Raw genomic sequence first — 16,610 nt, forward strand, 5'->3', positions numbered from 1 at the left:
CCGCCTCGTTCGCTCCGCTCAGACCCGCGCCTCGCCGTCCGCGACGTAGGTCTCTTCGCCCTCGACCGCTTCCGGCTCAGGCGGCAACAGGTCGGCCTCGTCGATCCACCCCGCCTTGACGCGGGCGGCCATGATCATGGCCTCCGCCTCGTCGCGCGACAGGTCGAAGCCGTCGAGGGCGCCGGCCTCACGCTTCGGCTCGGGGCCGGAGCGGTCGATCCAGCCGATCAGGTCGTCGGTGGCGCAGCCCGCGAGGTCCTCGACGCTCTTCACGTCGTTCTCGCCGAGAGCGACCAGCATGGCGGTGGTGACGCCGGGCACTTCCTTCAGCGCGTCCTCGACGCCGAGTTCGATGCGCTTGGCGTCGTGCTCCGCCTCGATGCGGGCGAGATAGTCCTGGGCGCGGGCCTGGATCTCGGCCGCCATGTCCTCATCGAAGCCCTCGATGGTCGCGAGCTCGGACGGCTCGACATAGGCGAGCTCCTCGACGGAGGCGAAGCCTTCCGCCGCAAGCAGCTGACCGAGCGTCTCGTCGACGTCGAGCGCCTCCATGAAGGCCTGGGTGCGCGCGGTGAATTCCTTCTGGCGCCGCTCGCTCTCCTCGGCCTCGGTGAGGATGTCGATGTCCCAGCCGGTGAGCTGCGACGCGAGGCGCACGTTCTGGCCGCGGCGGCCGATGGCCAGCGAGAGCTGGTCGTCGGGAACCACGACCTCGATCTTCTCCGAGTCCTCGTCGAGGACGACCTTCACCACCTGCGCCGGCTGCAGCGCGTTGACGATGAAGGTAGCCGCGTCCTGGGACCACGGAATGATGTCGATCTTTTCGCCCTGCAGCTCCTGCACCACGGCCTGCACGCGCGAGCCGCGCATGCCGACGCAGGCGCCGACAGGGTCGATGGAGCCGTCGCGCGAGATCACGGCGATCTTGGCGCGCGAGCCTGGGTCACGGGCGACCGCCTTCACCTCGATGACGCCGTCATAGATCTCCGGAACTTCCTGCGCGAACAGCTTCGCCATGAACTGCGGATGCGTGCGCGACAGGAAGATCTGCGGGCCGCGCGGCTCGCGGCGCACGTCGTAGACGTAGGCGCGGACGCGGTCGCCGGGGCGGAACATCTCGCGCGGCAACAGCTCGTCGCGGCGAACGATCGCCTCGCCGCGGCCGAGGTCGACGATCACGTTGCCGTACTCGACGCGCTTCACCAGCCCGTTGACGATGTCGCTGATGCGCTCCTTGTACTCCTGGTACTGCCGGTCGCGCTCGGCGTCGCGCACCTTCTGCACGATCACCTGCTTGGCCGACTGGGCGGCGATGCGGCCGAAATCGAACGGCGGCAGCGTGTCGGCGATGTAGTCGCCGGGCTGCGCCGCGGGGTTGCGCTTGCGCGCGTCTTCGACGGCGATCTCGATGTTGTCGTTGTCGACGAGCTCGACCACCAGCATCAGCCGCGAAAGTCGGATCTCGCCCGACTTCGGATTGATCTCGGCGCGGATCTCAGTCTCCTGACCGTAGCGCGAGCGCGCGGCCTTCTGGATCGCGTCCTCCATCGCCTCGAGCACGATGCTCTTGTCGATGACCTTCTCGCGGGCGACCGCTTCGGCGATCTGCAGCAGTTCGAGCCGGTTGGCGCTGACCGCCATTGACGTCACCTCCGTCCCTTAGGGGCCGGCTTTGCGCCGTTCCCCTTCGCATTCCCGCTCCACCGGCGGGCCGGCCGCGCGCCGGACGGCGCAGCGGCGTCAGTGTCTTCATCGTTCGCAGCCGGAGACGGTGCGCCGTCGTCCGTCATCGGCACGTCCTCGTCGGCTTCTTCGGGCGCGCGGCCTGCGGCCTTGGCGCGCCGCAGCGCCTCGCGGATCAACTCGTCCGTCAGGATCAGCCGCGCCTCGCCGACGTCGGCGATCGGCAGTTCGACCCGGGCGACCTCGTCCTTGGCCGCGTCGTCGCGGCGCAGGATCGCCTTGTCGCCGGCGACGCCTTCGAGAAAGCCCTTGAAGCGCTTACGGCCGTCGACCGGGATTTCCATCTCGACCTTGGCGAGATGTCCGGCCCAACGGGCGAAGTCGGAGACCCGCACCAGCGGCCGATCGATGCCGGGCGACGACAGCTCGAGGTGATAGGCCTTCTCGATCGGGTCCTCGACGTCGAGCACAGGCGAAACCGCCTTGGACGCGACCTCGCAGTCGTCGACCGTGAAGGTGCCGTCCGGCCGCTCCACCATGATCTGGAGCGTGTAGCCGTTTCGTCCGGAGGACTTTACCCGCACGAGGCGGAACCCGAGATCCATTAGCGTGGGACCCACGATCGACGCCACGCGCGCATCGACGCCGCTCTCGGTCACGAGGCGGGGTTCGTCGAGGGGGCTGTCGATCTCGGTCGCGATGGCGTCGGCCATGGAGTCCATTCGGCTAACAAGGTTTGGGAGCGGGCCCGGGAGGACCCACCCTCGAAGGGCTCGTTCGAGCCAGTCGACGATGTCATTGAGTGAGGCGGATATACGCGCCTTGCGCGCGGATCGCAAGAGCGCGGCCGTCGTCGGCCGTCGATGGACAGCCGCGTCCGGCCGTGCAGTCATGCCGCCCAACAACGACAAACGTCATCGGGAGAAACGGATCATGGGTTCGCTGTATTCGGCCGAGCATCTGGCGTTGCAGGACGAGTTCGGCTCGACGAAGCTCGCGGGCTTCCTGGACGAGCATCACGTGACCGACGCCCTGAGCGACAAGGACGCGGCCTTCGTGGCCGCGCGGGACTATTTCTTCCTCTCGACCGTCGATCCAGAGGGCATGCCGACCGTCTCATACAAAGGCGGGCCGGTGGGCGCGGTGAAGGTGCTGGGGCCGAACGCCCTCGCCTTCCCCGGCTTCGACGGCAACGGGATGTTCTATTCGATGGGCAACGTCGCGGGGCAGGCCAAGGTCGGGCTGCTGTTCATCGATTTCGAGACGCCGCACCGGCTGCGCGTTCAAGGAACGGCGCGGGTGGAGCGCGAGGATCCGCTCATCGGCGCGTGGCCGGAGGCGAAGTACGTGGTCCGGGTCGACGTGACCAAGGCCTGGGTCAACTGCCCGCGCTACATCCACAAGCACGTGCGGGTCGAGACCTCGAAGTACGTGCCGGAAGCCGGCAAGACCACGCCGCTCGCCGCCTGGAAGCGGCTCGACATCGTGCAGGACGCGCTTCCCCAGGAGGAGCGCGCGCGGGCGGAGAGCGAAGGCCTGCTCGACTTGCCTTCCTACGAAGCGAAGCTCGTGACCGGCGACGCCTGAGGCGCCCGTTGTTCCTTCGTCGCGGTCGCAGCCCGATGGCCCCGCCCTAGCTCGCCGCTCGCACCAGGAACAGGGAGAGCGTCATGCACGTCACGCTAGAGAACGCCGAAGCCGCCATCGCGAAGGCGATCGAGAAGGCCCGCGAGATCGACACCTTCATGTGCGTCGCGGTGGTGGATTCCGGCGCCGACCTGAAGGCCTTTCACCGCATGGACGACGCCTGGGTCGGCAGCATCGACATCGCGATCAAGAAGGCGAAGACCGCGGTGTTCTTCGGCATGCCCACCGGCGAGATCGGCAAGCTGTCGCAGCCCGGCGCGCCGCTGTTCGGGATTGAGCATTCCAACGGCGGGCTGATCACCTTTCCCGGCGGCCTGCCGATCGTGGACGAGAACGGCGTCATGATCGGCGCGATCGGGGTCAGCGGCAGCTCGGTCGACAACGACCACGCGGTGGCGACCGCAGGCGTCGAGGCGCTCGGCTCGTCGGAGCTCCCCGCGCACCCTTGGAGGACCTGAGCGAACGCCGTAAGACCGCCGGCGCGGCGACCGGCGCCGCGCCGAGGAGGCCTCAAGCTAATGCCCGACGTCCGCTCGATCTGCGCTATCGGCCTCCGCGGCCAGATGGGTCTTCACGGCGTGCTTCCCTGGGAGGGCGACCGTCGCGCACCCTTCGTCGACGACGTCGCGCGCTTCTTCGACATCACCCGCGGCCACGTGCTGGTCGCGGGCCGCAAGACGATCGAGGCGATCCCGGAGTTCGCCCGCGGCGACCGCACGCTGTTCATCACCGACCGCACGATGGAGCCGCGCGACGTGCTCGCCCGCTTCCCCGACCGGATCGTGTACGTCGGCGGCGGCCCGGTCGCCTGGGGCGCCTATGCGCCGTACATCCGCCATTGGGACATCAACCGTCTCCCTTACGACGGGGATGCCGACCGCTGGTTCGACCCGGCCTGGCTGCTGGCGGGCGGGCAGGCGCTGGAGTTCTGAGCCGCGAGGTTCACTCCACCACCAACCGCTCCTTCGCCTCGCCCAGCCGGTCGGACAGATCGGCCAGGTTGCCCACCAGGTTCCTGAGCGCGAAAACGAGCCCCATGGTGGGCACGGCGGCCGCCACGTCGATCAGCCGGACGGTCTCGCCGTCGCGAAGATGCGCCACGGCGTCGTCGAGCGCGGCGAGCCGGGCGTCGGCCTCGTCGCGCTCGGCGGTCACGTCCCGGCCGGAGGCGACGCTGTCGAGCATGTCGGCGGCCGCCAGAATGACCGCGTCGGCCAGCGGCCCGACCAGCCGTCGTGTCGCGTCGGGCGCCGCGTTCAAGGCGCGCTCGACCGCCACCGCATCGTTGCGCACCCGCCAGAGCGTCCGGGCGAGCGCCGCCCGTCCCTCCGCGCCCGACCGGGCGCCGGGCGCGCGGCGGGCGTCGGCCACCGTCTTCTCCAGCGCCGCAAGCTTGCGGCGGATCGCGTCCTGCGCCCCCAAGAGCACGTGCGCGCCCTCCGGTCCGCGACGGCGGGTCGGAGCACCCCTGAGCAAGGCGGCGATGTCCTTCGCCACGCTGCGCGCCTCGCGGGCGAGATCCCGGTCCACATGCGCGGGGAACACGATCAACGTCGTGGCCACGCCGATCGCGCAGCCGAGCAGCACCTCCGCGACGCGCTCCGCCGCGACCACCAGGGCGCCGGACTGGTTCGCGGTCGCCACCAGCAGGATCGCCGCCGTGATCGGCGCAAGCCGCAACATGGGACGCCCCGCCGCCGCAAACGACAGCAGCGCGACCGTCGCCGTCAGCACGACCGAGGTCGTGACCAGCGACTGCGGATGGAGGAAGCCAGCGGCTCCGCCGACGATCGCGCCGACGACCGTCCCGACCGCTCGCTCCTGCGCCGCGGCGACGGTGCCGCCGACGCTGGTCTGGACCACGATGAGCGCCGAAATCACGCTCCAGTAACCTTGGGGCAGCGACAGCAGCGTGGCTGCGACGAACGCCGACGCCGAGGCCACGGCGACCTTCGCAGCGAACTTGAGGTCGGCGGCGTGCCGGTCGGCGAAGGTGAGGCGCATCGAATATGTCCCGTCGATAACGTTATGGCGCGACCCGCGCGGGCGCGAAGACCCGCGAGATCAACGCTCGGCTATTCTCTCGCACGCGGTTTCGGGCTAAAGCTTGGGTTCGAACGGGCGGCCTCCGCCGCCCCGCGGAGCTCCAAAAGACCGTTCTGGAATGACAGCCCACACTCCCAAGCTTTTCGTCAAATCGTACGGCTGTCAGATGAACGTCTACGACGCGGAGCGCATGGCCGACGCGCTTGCGCCCGAAGGCTACGTTGAAACCGAGTCGGCGGACGACGCCGACCTGATCATCCTCAACACCTGCCACATCCGCGAGAAGGCCGCCGAGAAGGTCTATTCCGAACTCGGCCGCATCCGGAAGATGAAGCAGGAGACCGGGCGCCGGCCCAAGGTCGCGGTCGCAGGCTGCGTCGCGCAGGCCGAAGGCGCCGAGATCCTGAAGCGCGCGCCGGTCGTCGACCTCGTGGTCGGGCCGCAGAGCTATCACCGGTTGCCGGAGCTCCTGCGGGAGGCGGCGGAGGGGCGCCGGCCGGTCGACACCGAGTTCTCGGTCGAGGACAAGTTCGACCACCTCTCGCGGCCGGCCCCCAAGGCCATCCGGGGCCGCGGCGTCACGGCCTTCGTCACCGTGCAGGAAGGCTGCGACAAGTTCTGCACCTTCTGCGTGGTGCCCTACACCCGCGGCGCCGAGGCCTCCCGGTCGGTGGCGCAGATCGTCGCCGAGACCGAGCGCCTGGTCGCCGCCGGCGTGCGCGAGGTGACGCTGCTCGGCCAGAACGTGGACGCCTTCCACGGCGAGGGACCGGACGGCCGGGCCTGGTCGCTGGCGCGCCTGCTCGAACGTCTGGCCGAGATCGGGCGCCTCGCGCGGCTGCGCTACACCACCAGCCATCCCCGCGACATGGACGACGACCTGATCGCCGCCCATCGCGACCTGCCCAAGCTGATGCCCTACCTGCATCTTCCCGTGCAGTCCGGCTCCGACCGCATCCTCGCCGCGATGAACCGCAAGCACACGGCCGACGAGTACCTCCGCCTAATCGACAAGGTGCGCGCCGCCCGGCCGGACCTTGCGCTCTCCGGCGATTTCATCGTCGGCTTTCCCGGCGAGACCGACGCCGATTTCGAGGCGACAATGGCGATCGCCCGCGCGGCGGACTACGCCAGCGCCTTCACCTTCAAGTACAGCCCGCGGCCGGGCACGCCCGCCTCCGACATGGCCGGCCAGGTCGCCGAAGCCGTGAAGGACGAGCGGCTTCAGCGGCTGCAGGCGCTGATCTCCAAGCAGCAGGCCGCCTTCGCGCGCTCGCTGATCGGACGCCGCATCGACGTGCTGCTCGATCGGCCGGGACGCCATACGGGCCAGCTCGCCGGCCGCTCGCCCTATCTTCAGCCTGTGCAGATCGTCGCTCCGGGCGCTAACCTCGGCGACGTGATCGACGCCGTGGTGACCGACGTCGGCGCCAACAGCTTGTTCGCCGCGCCCGCGGGCGGCGCGCGCGAAACCCATCGTGAGCCCGCGGAGGCGACCGCTTGAGCGCGGACAGCACCGTTAAAGGTTTCGATCCGTTGCGGGGGAACGCGGCTGCGCCGTCCCCGCGCAAGCCCGGCTTCGCCCGCGAGACCTCCTCGCCGGCGGAGGTCACCATCGCCTTCGACGACAACCGGCACGCCTCGAGCCTGATGGGCAGCCACGACCAGAACCTCGCCTTCCTGGAGCGTAGGCTCGGCATCGAGGCCACGGTGCGCGGCAATCATGTGGCGCTGCGCGGCCCCGCCGAGGCCTGCCGCCAGGCTCGCAAGGTGCTGGAGAGCCTCTACGACCGGGTGAAGCGCGGCGAGGCCGTCGCCCTCGGCGACGTCGACGGCGCGATCCGCATGGCGGCGTCGCAGGGGCAGCTGTTTCCCGCCGACGGCGACGGCCCGCGCCCGGGCTTCGCCCAGGTCGCGACCCGCAAGAAGACCATCGTCGCCCGCACCGCGGCCCAGGACGCCTACATCCGCTCGCTCGGACGCCACGAGCTGGTGTTCGCGACCGGCCCAGCAGGCACCGGCAAGACCTACATCGCGGTCGCCTGGGCCGCCGCTCTGATCGAACGCGGCGAAGCCGACCGCATCATCCTCTCCCGCCCCGCGGTCGAGGCCGGCGAGCGCCTCGGCTTCCTGCCGGGCGACATGAAGGAGAAGGTCGACCCCTATCTCCGCCCGCTCTACGACGCGCTCTACGACGTGATGCCGGCTGAGAAGGTCGAGCGCGGCATGACCTCGGGCATGATCGAGATCGCCCCGCTCGCCTTCATGCGCGGCCGGACGCTGGCGAACGCGATCGTGCTGCTGGACGAGGCGCAGAACACCTCGTCCATGCAGATGAAGATGTTCCTGACGCGTCTCGGCGAGAACAGCCGCATGATCATCACCGGCGACCCGACCCAGATCGACCTGCCGCCGGGCCAGGTGTCCGGGCTCGCCGAGGCGGTCGGCCTGCTCGAAAACGTCGAGGGCATCGGGGTGACGCGGTTCTCCGCCGCCGACGTGGTGCGCCATGAGCTCGTCGCGCGGATCGTCCGCGCCTACGAGGGCGCGCACGAGAGTCCGAGCGTATGAGCCCGGATCGATCTCCCCCCGTCGCGCTCGAAACCGTGCGCGACAGCGAACTCTGGGACGCCCTCCCCGACGCCGAAGCGCTCGTGGCCGCCGCCGTGCTCGCCGCCTTTGACGAGGCCGAGCTCGACGCCCTCCCCGACGCGGAGCTCGCGGTGACGCTCGCCGACGACGCGCGCGTGCGCGAGCTCAACGCGGCGTGGCGGGCCAGGGACACGCCCACCAACGTCCTCACCTTCCCGGCCTTCGAGCCGGACCAGATGGCCGACGCGCCGATGCTCGGCGACGTGATACTCGCCTACGAGACCGTCGCCCGCGAGGCCGAGGACGAAGGCAAGCCCTTCTCCGCCCATCTCTCCCATCTCGTCGTCCACGGCGTGTTGCATCTCTTCGGCTACGACCACGTCGTCGACGCCGCGGCGGAGGAGATGGAGGCGATCGAGACCCGCGCCCTCGCTCGCATCGGGGTCGCAGACCCCTACGCCGACGCGCCTGAAACTCTCCGAACGGTCTGACCCCATGTCTTCCTCCGACACCCCCGCCCGCGAACGCGCCCCCCACGGCCGCGGCTCCGACGGGCGCTCCGACAACTGGATCGAGCGATTGCGGGCCTTCGTCGGGCTCGGCGCGCCGCAGACTCTGCGGGAAGAGTTCGCCGAGGCCCTGGACGAAACGGACGAGACCGATCTCTCCGTCTCGCCGCAGGAGCGGGTGCTGCTTCGCAACGTGCTCGGCCTGCGCGGCACCCGCGTCGACGACGTGATGGTTCCCCGCAGCGAGATCGTGGCGGTGTCAGACGACATCACGCTCGGCCAGCTGCTCGCGACCTTCGCCGCGGCGGGACATTCGCGGCTACCGGTGCACCAGGGCTCGCTCGACGAGCCCCGCGGCATGATCCACGTCAAGGACGCGCTCGCGGTCATCGCCCGCGGCGCCGAGGGCGAAGGAACGGCCCTCGACCTCGCGACGGTGGACGTCACCGCCCGCATCGGCGACGCCGACCTGATCCGCCCGGTGATCTACGCGCCGCCCTCCATGGCGGCGACCGACCTGCTCGCCCGCATGCAGTCGCTGCACATCCATCTCGCGCTCGTGGTCGACGAGTACGGCGGCGTCGACGGGCTCGTCTCGATCGAGGACATCGTCGAGACCATCGTCGGCGACATCGAGGACGAGCACGACGACGAGGAGGAGGTGCGGATCGCGGCCGACGGCGAAGGCGGCTTCGTGGCGGACGCCCGCGCCGCGCTGGAGGACGTGGCCGAGGCTGTGGGCCCCGCCTTCGACATCTCGAACTTCATCGACGAGGTCGACACGCTCGGCGGGCTGATCGTGACGCTCGCCGGCCGCGTGCCGGCGGAGGGGGACGTGGTGGCCGGCCCCGGCGGGCACCGCCTCGAGGTGCTGAAGGCCGATCCGCGGCGGGTCGTGTCGGTGCGCATCGTGCGCGGCGGAACCGACCCCGCGCGCGCGGCGGACGAATCGGATACGCCCGGGAGCGCCGCGGACGCGGCCTGAGCCGTTTTCGACATCACAGGGCCCGACCGCCATGCCGCGACGTCTCGAGGGCCTATCGTCGTTCGCGGAACGGCTGACGCTGCTTTCGGGCTGGCGGCGAGCCTTGGCCGCCGTCTTCGCCGGCGCCGTCTCCGCCCTCGCCATGCCGCCGTTTTCGGTCTGGCCGGCGCTCGCCCTCACGTTCCCCGTCGCCGTCTGGCTGATCGACGGCGCCTCCGGCGCGACGCGGCTTCGCAGCCTCTTCGCCGCGGCCCGCATCGGCTGGTGCTTCGGCTTCGGCTACTTCCTCGCAGGCCTGTGGTGGGTGGGCTCGGCCTTCCTGGTGGACGCCGACGTGTTCGGCTGGCTGATGCCCTTCGCGGTGGTCGGTCTCCCCATGGGGCTCGCGCTGTTTCCGGCCGCCGGCTTCGCGCTCGCGCGGCTCATGTGGAGCGGCGGCGCGCGGCGGGTCTTCGCCTTCGCGCTGGGCCTCGGCCTCGCGGAGCTCGCCCGCGGCCACGTGCTCACCGGATTTCCCTGGAACTCCTTCGGCTACGCGCTCGCCGACCAACTCTGGCTCGGCCAATTCGCGTCGGTGATCGGCGTCGAGGGCCTGACCTTCCTGTGCCTCGCGATCTTCGCCGCGCCCGCGGTCCTTGGCGACTTGCGCCCGCGCGTCGGCCTGGTCGGCCTCGCCGCGGCGACGCTCGCAGGCCTCGCCGTGTTCGGCTTCGCGCGCCTCACGCTCGCGGGCGAGACGGAGTTCGATCCGGGCGTCACGGTGCGGGCGTTGCAACCGGAGATTCCTCAGGACCTGAAGACGCAGGAGGCGGCCCGCGACACCATCATGGACGCCTACCTCGCGCTGTCGGACGAGGCGCGCTCGCCGGAAGCGCGCGGCTTCGCCGACGCGACGCTGACGGTGTGGCCGGAGTCCGCATTCCCCTTCCTTCTGTCGCGCGCGCCCGATGCGCTCGACCGCATTGGTCGCAGCCTCGCCCCGGGAACGACGCTCGCGACCGGCTCCGTGCGCGGCGAGCGGCGAGCGGACGGCTCGGGCGCGGACTTCTGGAACGCGCTGCACCTCGTGGGCGACGACGGCTCGATCCTCGCCACCTACGACAAGATCCACTTGGTGCCCTTCGGCGAATACCTCCCGCTGCAGTCCTGGCTGGAGGCGATCGGCCTCGAGCAATTGACGCGCCTGCAGGGCGGGTTCGCCGCGGGGGAGCGGGCGAACCTGATCGCGCTGCCGCAGGGGCCGCGCTTCCGCACGCTCGTCTGCTATGAGGCGATCTTTCCCGAGGAGATCGCCCAAGGGGACAGGCCGGACTTCCTGCTGAACGTCACCAACGACGCCTGGTTCGGCCACACCCCCGGCCCGTATCAACATGCCGCGCAGGCCCGCGTGAGGACGATCGAGCAGGGCCTGCCGATGGTGCGTTCGGCGAATGGCGGGGTGTCCTCGGTGGTCGACGCCTATGGGCGGGTCATCGCCTCCCTGCCGTTGGGTCAACGTGGGACAGTCGACGCGCGGCTGCCGCGTCCAATAGCCGCCACGCTGTATTCAAGTACCGAGGGCTGGCTTTTCCTTCTGCTGCCTGTGGTATTTTTGATCGTTGTATGCATAAAGCGTTCCCGCGTTTGACAGGGAAACGTGGCAAGATCAAAATTGGGCGCGTTGTTCACGTCGGGCGTTTTGATCTTTCTGCGTTAGCGGACGCGCAAAGCGAAACGAAGCAGGTTCGGCGGGGGCGACGCCGCACGCTCAAGTGTGCGAGGAGAATTCAATGATTAAGAAGACGCCGAACCCGGTCGACAAGCACGTCGGCAGCCGGGTGCGGATGCGTCGTGTCTTGATCGGCATGAGCCAGGAAAAACTTGGCGAAGCTCTCGGCATCACGTTCCAGCAGATTCAGAAGTACGAGAAGGGCACGAACCGCATCGGGGCAAGCCGGATGCAGCAGATCGCCACGGTGATGGGCGTGCCGGTGTCGTACTTCTTCGAAGACGCGCCCGGCGCCTTGGCCGAGGGTCAGCCCGGCTTCGGCGAAGCTCCGAGCTCTGACTACGTGGTGGACTTCCTGACCACTACCGAAGGCCTCCAGCTTAACAAGGCGTTCGTGCGGATTGCAGATCCGAAGGTCCGTCGCAAGATCGTGGACCTGGTCTCCGCGCTCGCCGAACCCGCGGCCTGAACGCCTTCTTGACCGTCCGCGCGGCTTCTGCGAGGAACAAAACCGTTCGGCCTACCGAACGGTTTTGTCTTCCTTTTCTGTCGCAGGAGGCCGCTCGTGGCGCGTGCTGATTACCTGTTCACCAGCGAGTCGGTCTCCGAAGGTCATCCAGACAAGGTCAGCGATCGGATCTCGGACGAGGTCGTCGATCTTTACCTCGCCGCCCTGCCCGAAGCGCGTGTGGCCTGCGAGACGCTGGTCACCACCAACCGGGTGGTGATCGCCGGCGAGGTCCGCGGCCCGGACGATATCACGCACGCCAGGATCGAAGAGGCCGCCCGCGCGGCGATCCGCGACATCGGCTACGAGCAAGATGGCTTCCACTGGAAGACCGCCGAAATCGACGTGTATCTCCATGCCCAATCCGCGCACATCGCGCAGGGCGTTGACGCCTCCGGCAACAAAGACGAAGGCGCCGGCGACCAGGGCATCATGTTCGGCTACGCCTGCCGCGAGACTCCGGAGCTGATGCCGGCGCCGATCTATTACGCCCACAAGATCCTGAAGCGCCTCGCCGAAGTCCGGCACTCAGGCGAGCAGCCGACGCTCGGACCGGACGCCAAGAGCCAGGTGACCGTGCGCTACGCCAACGGCGTCCCTGTCGGCGTCACCTCGATCGTGCTCTCGACCCAGCACACGGACGAGACCCAGACCTCCGCCGATATCCGCGCGATCGTCGAGCCCTACATCCGCCAGACTCTGCCCGAGGGCTGGGTGTCTGATGAGACGATCTGGCACGTGAACCCCACCGGCTCCTTCGTCATCGGCGGTCCCGACGGCGACTGCGGCCTCACCGGCCGCAAGATCATCGTGGACACCTACGGCGGCGCGGCCCCGCACGGCGGCGGCGCCTTCTCGGGCAAGGACCCGACCAAGGTCGACCGCTCGGCCGCCTACGCCGCGCGCTACCTCGCGAAGAATGTCGTCGCGGCGGACCTCGCGGACCGGGCCACGATCCAGCTATCCTACGCCATCGGCGTGTCGCAGCCGCTGTCGATCTACGTCGATCTGCACGGCACCGGCCGGGTGGACGAGGCGAAGCTCGAACAGGTCCTGGGCGACGCGATGAGCCTGTCGCCGCGCGGCATCCGGGAGAAGCTTCAGCTCAACCGCCCGATCTACGCGCGCACCGCCGCCTACGGCCACTTCGGCCGCGCGCCGGACGCCGACGGCGGCTTCTCCTGGGAGGCGATCGACCTCGCCGAGGCGTTGAAGTCCGCGCTCGGCTGAGCACAGGGCGAAGCTATTCCGCGCGAGCGATCGAACGTCCCATGTCCGACGACACGCGCTACGAAGGCTCGTTCTTCGGCCGCCGCCGCGGCAAGCCGCTGCGCGCGGGCCGCGCGGCGCGGATCGAGGACGATCTCCCGCGGCTGAAGGTCGACCTCGAAGCGATTCCCGACGATCTCACGCGGCTGTTCGAGGCGCCCGTTTCCGAGGTGCGCCTCGAGATCGGCTTCGGCGGCGCCGAGCACCTGCTTCATGAGGCGGAGACCAACCCGCACATCGGCTTCATCGGCGTCGAGCCCTTCCTCTCGGGCCTCGCCAAAGGTCTGGCGGGCGTCGCCGAGCGCGGGTTGCGCAACGTTCGTCTCTACGACGACGACGCGACCCAGCTGCTCGACCGACTGCCGCCGGCCTCGCTGGCGCAGGTGGATCTGCTCTATCCTGACCCCTGGCCCAAGACGCGCCACTGGAAGCGCCGCTTCGTCTCGGACCAGAACCTCGGCCGCATCGCCCGCGCGCTGAAACCTGGCGCGCCGTTCCGCTTCGCATCCGATATCGACACCTATGTCGCCTGGACGCTGGAGCACGCCCGCCGTTCGGACGATTTCGAGTGGACCGCGCGCCGCGCCGCCGACTGGCGCGAGCCTTGGGCCGGATGGCCGGGCACCCGCTACGAGGCGAAGGCGATCCGCGAAGGGCGGCGCGGCAGCTACCTGATCTTCCGCCGGCTCTGACCGCTCAGACCGGCGTTTCGCCGCGCGCCGCGCGCGACAGTCGGAAGAGCACGAGCGTCGCCACGCCGAAGAACGCGACGGTGATCGGCAGCGGGAGAACGCCGCCGGCGCCGAGCGTGCGGCCCAGCGCGACGCCGACGATCGCCCCGAACGCCATCTGGCTGAAGCCGACGAGCGACGACGCCGCGCCGGCTCGCTCCGGGAACGGCTGCAGCGCGGACGCCATGCTCTGCGGCATCACCAGCCCGACGCCGAACATGTAGATCATCATCGGGACGACCACCTCCGCGGGAGAGCCCGGCCCCAGGGTCACGAGGGCCAGCATCAGGCAACCGCCGAGCGCGACCGCGCAGGCGCCGACGCCGATCGCGCCGTCCAGCCCGCGGGTTTTCACCAGCGGGCCCGCGGCGAGCGTGCCGCCGATGAAGCCAATGACCCCGATCGCGAAGGCCGCGCCGTAGGCGATCTCGGACAGCTTGTAGACCGACTGCAGGATGAACGACGACGTCGAGATGTAGGCGAACAGCCCGCCGAAGGCGATCACAGTGAGGCCGAGGTAGGACAGGAACGCCTTGTGCCGCAGCAACACGCCGTAGCTTGCGAGCACCGTGCGCGGGCTGAGCGCGCCGGTGGTCCGCGCCTTGAGCGTCTCCGGCAGCAGGAAGGCGACGACCAGCATCTCGAGGGCGAGCACGACGGTCAGCAGCACGAAGGTGGCGCGCCAGTTGAAGGTTGTTTCGAGCACGCCGCCGATCAGGGGCGCCGCCGCGGGCACCACGCCGAGGATCGTCGCCATCCGCGCGAGCTCGCGGGCCGCGCGGGGTCCGGAATAGAGATCGCGCACGATCGAGCGCGCGAGCACGACCGGCCCCGCGCCTCCCAGCGCCTGAACGAAACGGGCGGCGATCAGCATCTCGATCGAGGGCGCGAGCGCGCAAAGCGCGCTTCCGAAGGTGAACAGCGCGAGGCTCACGATCAGCGTCGGCTTGCGGCCTCGCGCGTCCGACATCGGCCCGTAGACGATCTGCCCCCCGGCGAATCCCAACAGGAAGGCGGACAGCGTGAGCTGCCCCTCAGCCGGGCTTGCGCCGAGCGCGGCCGTCAGATGCGGCAGCGACGGCAGATACATGTCGATCGCAAGCGGTCCGACCGCCGTCAGCAGCGCGAGCAGGCAGGTCAGAGCGAAGGTGTCGGGCCGCAGATGCATCGGACGCCGGGAGACGAGGCGGGAGGCTGCGCAGATAGGCCGGGGACCGACGAGGTCGAGGCGCGTCGCGGCATGGCGCCGATGCGCGCGACGACTCAGCCGTATCGGTGCAGCGTCGCCCCATGGGCCTTGAGCCAGGCTTCCGCGCGGTCGTAGTCGGGAACGATGCGGGCGACGTGCGCCCAGTAACGCGACCCGTGATTCATCTCCTTGCGGTGCGCGACCTCATGCGCGGCGAGGTAGTCGAGCACATAGGGCGGCGCCAGAATGAGCCGCCAGGAGAACGCGAGATCGCCGGCGACCGAGCACGAGCCCCAGCGGCTCTTGGTGTCCTTGATCGTCATGCGTCCGACCATGACGCCGAGCGCCGCGGCGTGGCGCCGGACGGCCTCCGTGAGGTCATCGCGCGCCTCGCGCTTCAGAAAGTCGCCGAGCCGGCGCGGCGCGTGCGGGGCGAGGCCATAGACCGCAAGGACCGGCGTTTCGCCGCGAAGGCCTGGCTCGACGCGCACGAGCCCGCGAACGCTCTCCTTCAGCACGATGCGGTGCGGCTCTCCTCGCAGCGGAATGATCTCGCCGTGCGCGAAGGGCACGTGCTCCGGCAGTCTGGCGAGCCGCTGCTCGATCCAGCCGACGTGACGCTCCACAAAATCGCGCGCGGCCGCGAGCGACGTGCGCGCCGGCAGCGTCAGCGTCACGTCGCGTGCGGCTGAGCGCACCCGCAGCGTCATCCGCCGCGCCTGGGCGTTCCGTCGGATCGCGATCGCGACCTCGCCGAGTCGGGTGTCGACGCGCAGCGCGTCGTCGTGCAGACGCGCGTCGGGACGCGCGAGGAGCGGCAGGGCACGGAAGGCGCGGAACAGCGACATGGCGACCGGACGGTGGTGGGCCGACCGCCGGCAAGGCGGCGAATCAGCGTCGCCGCCGACTTTAGCCGCGCGGATTCCGGCTGCGCGACCCCTTCATGCTCAGCTCGTGACGCCGTCCACGGCTTCGAGCAGCCGCGCGATGTCCTCGTCGCGCGACAGGCGATGGTCGCCGTCCTTGATTAGCGTCACCACCACGTCGTCCTCGGCGAGGCGCTCGACCGTGCGCAGGGCGTGCTCCCACGGCACGTCCGGGTCTCGCATGCCCTGCAGGATGTGGATCGGCGCGCCTACGCGGATCGGACCGCCGAGCAGCAGATGGTCGCGGCCCTCCTCGATGAAACGCCGGGTGATCGGGTACGGCTCCGGCGCATAGTCGCTGTGGCGCAGCCACCGGCCGGTCTCCAGGATCTCGGCGCGAACCTCCTCCGAGAACCGGTCCCACATCAGCGTCTCGCTGAAATCGACCGCCGGCGCGATCAGCACGAGGCCGGAGGGGGGCCGCGCCATGCGCCGCGCGACCAGGAGCGCGATCCAGCCGCCCATGGACGAGCCGACGAGCACGGGCGCCGGTCCCGCGTGGGCCTCGATCGCGGCGAGCGCGTCCTCGGTCCACGAACCGATCGTGCCGTCCTCGAACCGCCCGCCCGAACCGCCGTGCCCGGAATAGTCGAACCGGAGCGCGGCGCGGCCTCTTTCGGCCGCCCAGGAATCCAACGCGCTCGCCTTGGTCGCCGTCATGTCGGAGCGGAAGCCGCCGAGCCAGACGACGCAAGGGCCCGTCCCGGACCGCACGAGCAGCGCGAGCTCGCGCGCCTCCGCGCCTTCGCCCACCGTCAGTCTGAAGGAGGTGATCTCGGACATGCGCTCGCCCTCGCTGTGCTCGGAAGATCCTCGC

General features: G+C 69.9%; 17 protein-coding genes. 11 read left to right on the forward strand and 6 right to left on the reverse strand.

The annotated features are described in order from the left end of the window. Positions 1-18: 18 nt before the first annotated feature. Together nusA and rimP are read right to left on the reverse strand one after the other, a co-directional pair. A complete protein-coding gene (nusA, locus tag K244_RS0115625; protein ID WP_020187219.1) occupies positions 19-1,641 on the reverse strand; it encodes a transcription termination factor NusA in 1,623 nt (540 codons plus the stop codon). A gap of 5 nt (positions 1,642-1,646) precedes the next feature. Next, positions 1,647-2,396: a ribosome maturation factor RimP gene (gene rimP, locus K244_RS22115; RefSeq protein ID WP_024816540.1), complete on the reverse strand. Its 750-nt coding sequence runs from the start codon at positions 2,394-2,396 to the stop codon at positions 1,647-1,649. Positions 2,397-2,616: 220 nt separating this feature from the next. Between rimP and K244_RS0115635 the strand changes: the two genes are divergently transcribed. From K244_RS0115635 to K244_RS0115645, 3 genes are all read left to right on the forward strand, one after another. Next, positions 2,617-3,270, forward strand: coding sequence for a pyridoxamine 5'-phosphate oxidase family protein (locus tag K244_RS0115635; protein WP_020187221.1), 654 nt, complete (start codon positions 2,617-2,619; stop codon positions 3,268-3,270). Between the two features lie 83 nt (positions 3,271-3,353). Beyond that, entirely contained in the window at positions 3,354-3,788 is a 435-nt protein-coding gene (locus tag K244_RS0115640; protein ID WP_020187222.1) for a heme-binding protein, read from the forward strand. Positions 3,789-3,848: 60 nt separating this feature from the next. Next, a complete protein-coding gene (locus tag K244_RS0115645; protein WP_020187223.1) occupies positions 3,849-4,262 on the forward strand; it encodes a dihydrofolate reductase in 414 nt (137 codons plus the stop codon). 10 nt (positions 4,263-4,272) lie between these two features. On the opposite strand, the gene K244_RS0115650 is transcribed toward K244_RS0115645, so the two are convergent. Further along, positions 4,273-5,334 carry an FUSC family protein gene (locus tag K244_RS0115650; RefSeq protein ID WP_020187224.1) on the reverse strand — a complete coding sequence of 354 codons (1,062 nt, stop codon included), beginning with the start codon at positions 5,332-5,334 and terminating at the stop codon, positions 4,273-4,275. Positions 5,335-5,494: 160 nt separating this feature from the next. Here K244_RS0115650 and miaB point away from each other — a divergent pair, with 160 nt between their 5' ends. The 8 genes from miaB (at position 5,495) to K244_RS0115690 (ending at position 13,639) form a co-directional block, all read left to right on the forward strand. After that, on the forward strand, positions 5,495-6,880 hold the full coding sequence (gene miaB / locus K244_RS0115655) for a tRNA (N6-isopentenyl adenosine(37)-C2)-methylthiotransferase MiaB (protein WP_020187225.1): 1,386 nt from the start codon (positions 5,495-5,497) through the stop codon (positions 6,878-6,880). Between the two features lie 146 nt (positions 6,881-7,026). Continuing rightward, a complete protein-coding gene (locus tag K244_RS0115660) occupies positions 7,027-7,947 on the forward strand; it encodes a PhoH family protein (RefSeq protein ID WP_155932027.1) in 921 nt (306 codons plus the stop codon). Further along, the gene (gene ybeY / locus K244_RS0115665) at positions 7,944-8,459 is read left to right on the forward strand and encodes an rRNA maturation RNase YbeY (protein WP_020187227.1); all 516 of its coding nucleotides are present in this window, start codon (positions 7,944-7,946) and stop codon (positions 8,457-8,459) included. The genes K244_RS0115660 and ybeY overlap by 4 nt, the downstream gene beginning before the upstream one ends. Positions 8,460-8,463: 4 nt before the next feature. Further along, on the forward strand, positions 8,464-9,462 hold the full coding sequence (locus K244_RS0115670; RefSeq protein WP_020187228.1) for a hemolysin family protein: 999 nt from the start codon (positions 8,464-8,466) through the stop codon (positions 9,460-9,462). Between the two features lie 31 nt (positions 9,463-9,493). Continuing rightward, positions 9,494-11,089 carry an apolipoprotein N-acyltransferase gene (lnt, locus tag K244_RS0115675; RefSeq protein WP_020187229.1) on the forward strand — a complete coding sequence of 532 codons (1,596 nt, stop codon included), beginning with the start codon at positions 9,494-9,496 and terminating at the stop codon, positions 11,087-11,089. Positions 11,090-11,231: 142 nt separating this feature from the next. Next, complete coding sequence (locus K244_RS0115680; protein WP_020187230.1) at positions 11,232-11,639, forward strand: helix-turn-helix transcriptional regulator; 408 nt, start codon at positions 11,232-11,234, stop codon at positions 11,637-11,639. Between the two features lie 96 nt (positions 11,640-11,735). Then, positions 11,736-12,908 (forward strand): methionine adenosyltransferase, encoded by a 1,173-nt coding sequence (gene metK / locus K244_RS0115685; protein ID WP_020187231.1) that lies wholly within the window; start codon positions 11,736-11,738, stop codon positions 12,906-12,908. A 41-nt stretch (positions 12,909-12,949) separates the two neighbouring features. Further along, positions 12,950-13,639, forward strand: a complete 690-nt coding sequence (locus K244_RS0115690; RefSeq protein ID WP_020187232.1) for a tRNA (guanine(46)-N(7))-methyltransferase TrmB — start codon at positions 12,950-12,952, stop codon at positions 13,637-13,639. 4 nt (positions 13,640-13,643) lie between these two features. On the opposite strand, the gene K244_RS0115695 is transcribed toward K244_RS0115690, so the two are convergent. From K244_RS0115695 to K244_RS0115705, 3 genes are all read right to left on the reverse strand, one after another. Continuing rightward, positions 13,644-14,846: a multidrug effflux MFS transporter gene (locus K244_RS0115695; RefSeq protein ID WP_020187233.1), complete on the reverse strand. Its 1,203-nt coding sequence runs from the start codon at positions 14,844-14,846 to the stop codon at positions 13,644-13,646. 95 nt (positions 14,847-14,941) lie between these two features. Then, positions 14,942-15,715: a SprT family zinc-dependent metalloprotease gene (locus K244_RS0115700; protein ID WP_020187234.1), complete on the reverse strand. Its 774-nt coding sequence runs from the start codon at positions 15,713-15,715 to the stop codon at positions 14,942-14,944. Positions 15,716-15,814: 99 nt separating this feature from the next. Then, entirely contained in the window at positions 15,815-16,576 is a 762-nt protein-coding gene (locus tag K244_RS0115705; RefSeq protein ID WP_020187235.1) for an alpha/beta hydrolase, read from the reverse strand. Positions 16,577-16,610 lie beyond the last annotated feature (34 nt).

The organism is Methylopila sp. 73B (assembly GCF_000526315.1).
GTDB lineage: Bacteria > Pseudomonadota > Alphaproteobacteria > Rhizobiales > Methylopilaceae > Methylopila.

Bases quoted from the DNA above. Each gene is read 5' to 3' on its own strand.
- K244_RS0115700 (WP_020187234.1), bottom strand. From the start codon at position 15,715: ATGTCGCTGTTCCGCGCCTTCCGTGCCCTGCCGCTCCTCGCGCGTCCC.
- K244_RS0115695 (WP_020187233.1), bottom strand. From the start codon at position 14,846: ATGCATCTGCGGCCCGACACCTTCGCTCTGACCTGCCTGCTCGCGCTG.
- K244_RS0115690 (WP_020187232.1), top strand. From the start codon at position 12,950: ATGTCCGACGACACGCGCTACGAAGGCTCGTTCTTCGGCCGCCGCCGC.
- K244_RS0115640 (WP_020187222.1), top strand. From the start codon at position 3,354: ATGCACGTCACGCTAGAGAACGCCGAAGCCGCCATCGCGAAGGCGATC.
- ybeY (WP_020187227.1), top strand. From the start codon at position 7,944: ATGAGCCCGGATCGATCTCCCCCCGTCGCGCTCGAAACCGTGCGCGAC.
- K244_RS0115635 (WP_020187221.1), top strand. From the start codon at position 2,617: ATGGGTTCGCTGTATTCGGCCGAGCATCTGGCGTTGCAGGACGAGTTC.
- nusA (WP_020187219.1), bottom strand. From the start codon at position 1,641: ATGGCGGTCAGCGCCAACCGGCTCGAACTGCTGCAGATCGCCGAAGCG.
- miaB (WP_020187225.1), top strand. From the start codon at position 5,495: ATGACAGCCCACACTCCCAAGCTTTTCGTCAAATCGTACGGCTGTCAG.
- K244_RS0115645 (WP_020187223.1), top strand. From the start codon at position 3,849: ATGCCCGACGTCCGCTCGATCTGCGCTATCGGCCTCCGCGGCCAGATG.
- K244_RS0115680 (WP_020187230.1), top strand. From the start codon at position 11,232: ATGATTAAGAAGACGCCGAACCCGGTCGACAAGCACGTCGGCAGCCGG.
- rimP (WP_024816540.1), bottom strand. From the start codon at position 2,396: ATGGCCGACGCCATCGCGACCGAGATCGACAGCCCCCTCGACGAACCC.
- K244_RS0115650 (WP_020187224.1), bottom strand. From the start codon at position 5,334: ATGCGCCTCACCTTCGCCGACCGGCACGCCGCCGACCTCAAGTTCGCT.
- K244_RS0115705 (WP_020187235.1), bottom strand. From the start codon at position 16,576: ATGTCCGAGATCACCTCCTTCAGACTGACGGTGGGCGAAGGCGCGGAG.
- K244_RS0115660 (WP_155932027.1), top strand. From the start codon at position 7,027: ATGGGCAGCCACGACCAGAACCTCGCCTTCCTGGAGCGTAGGCTCGGC.
- lnt (WP_020187229.1), top strand. From the start codon at position 9,494: ATGCCGCGACGTCTCGAGGGCCTATCGTCGTTCGCGGAACGGCTGACG.
- K244_RS0115670 (WP_020187228.1), top strand. From the start codon at position 8,464: ATGTCTTCCTCCGACACCCCCGCCCGCGAACGCGCCCCCCACGGCCGC.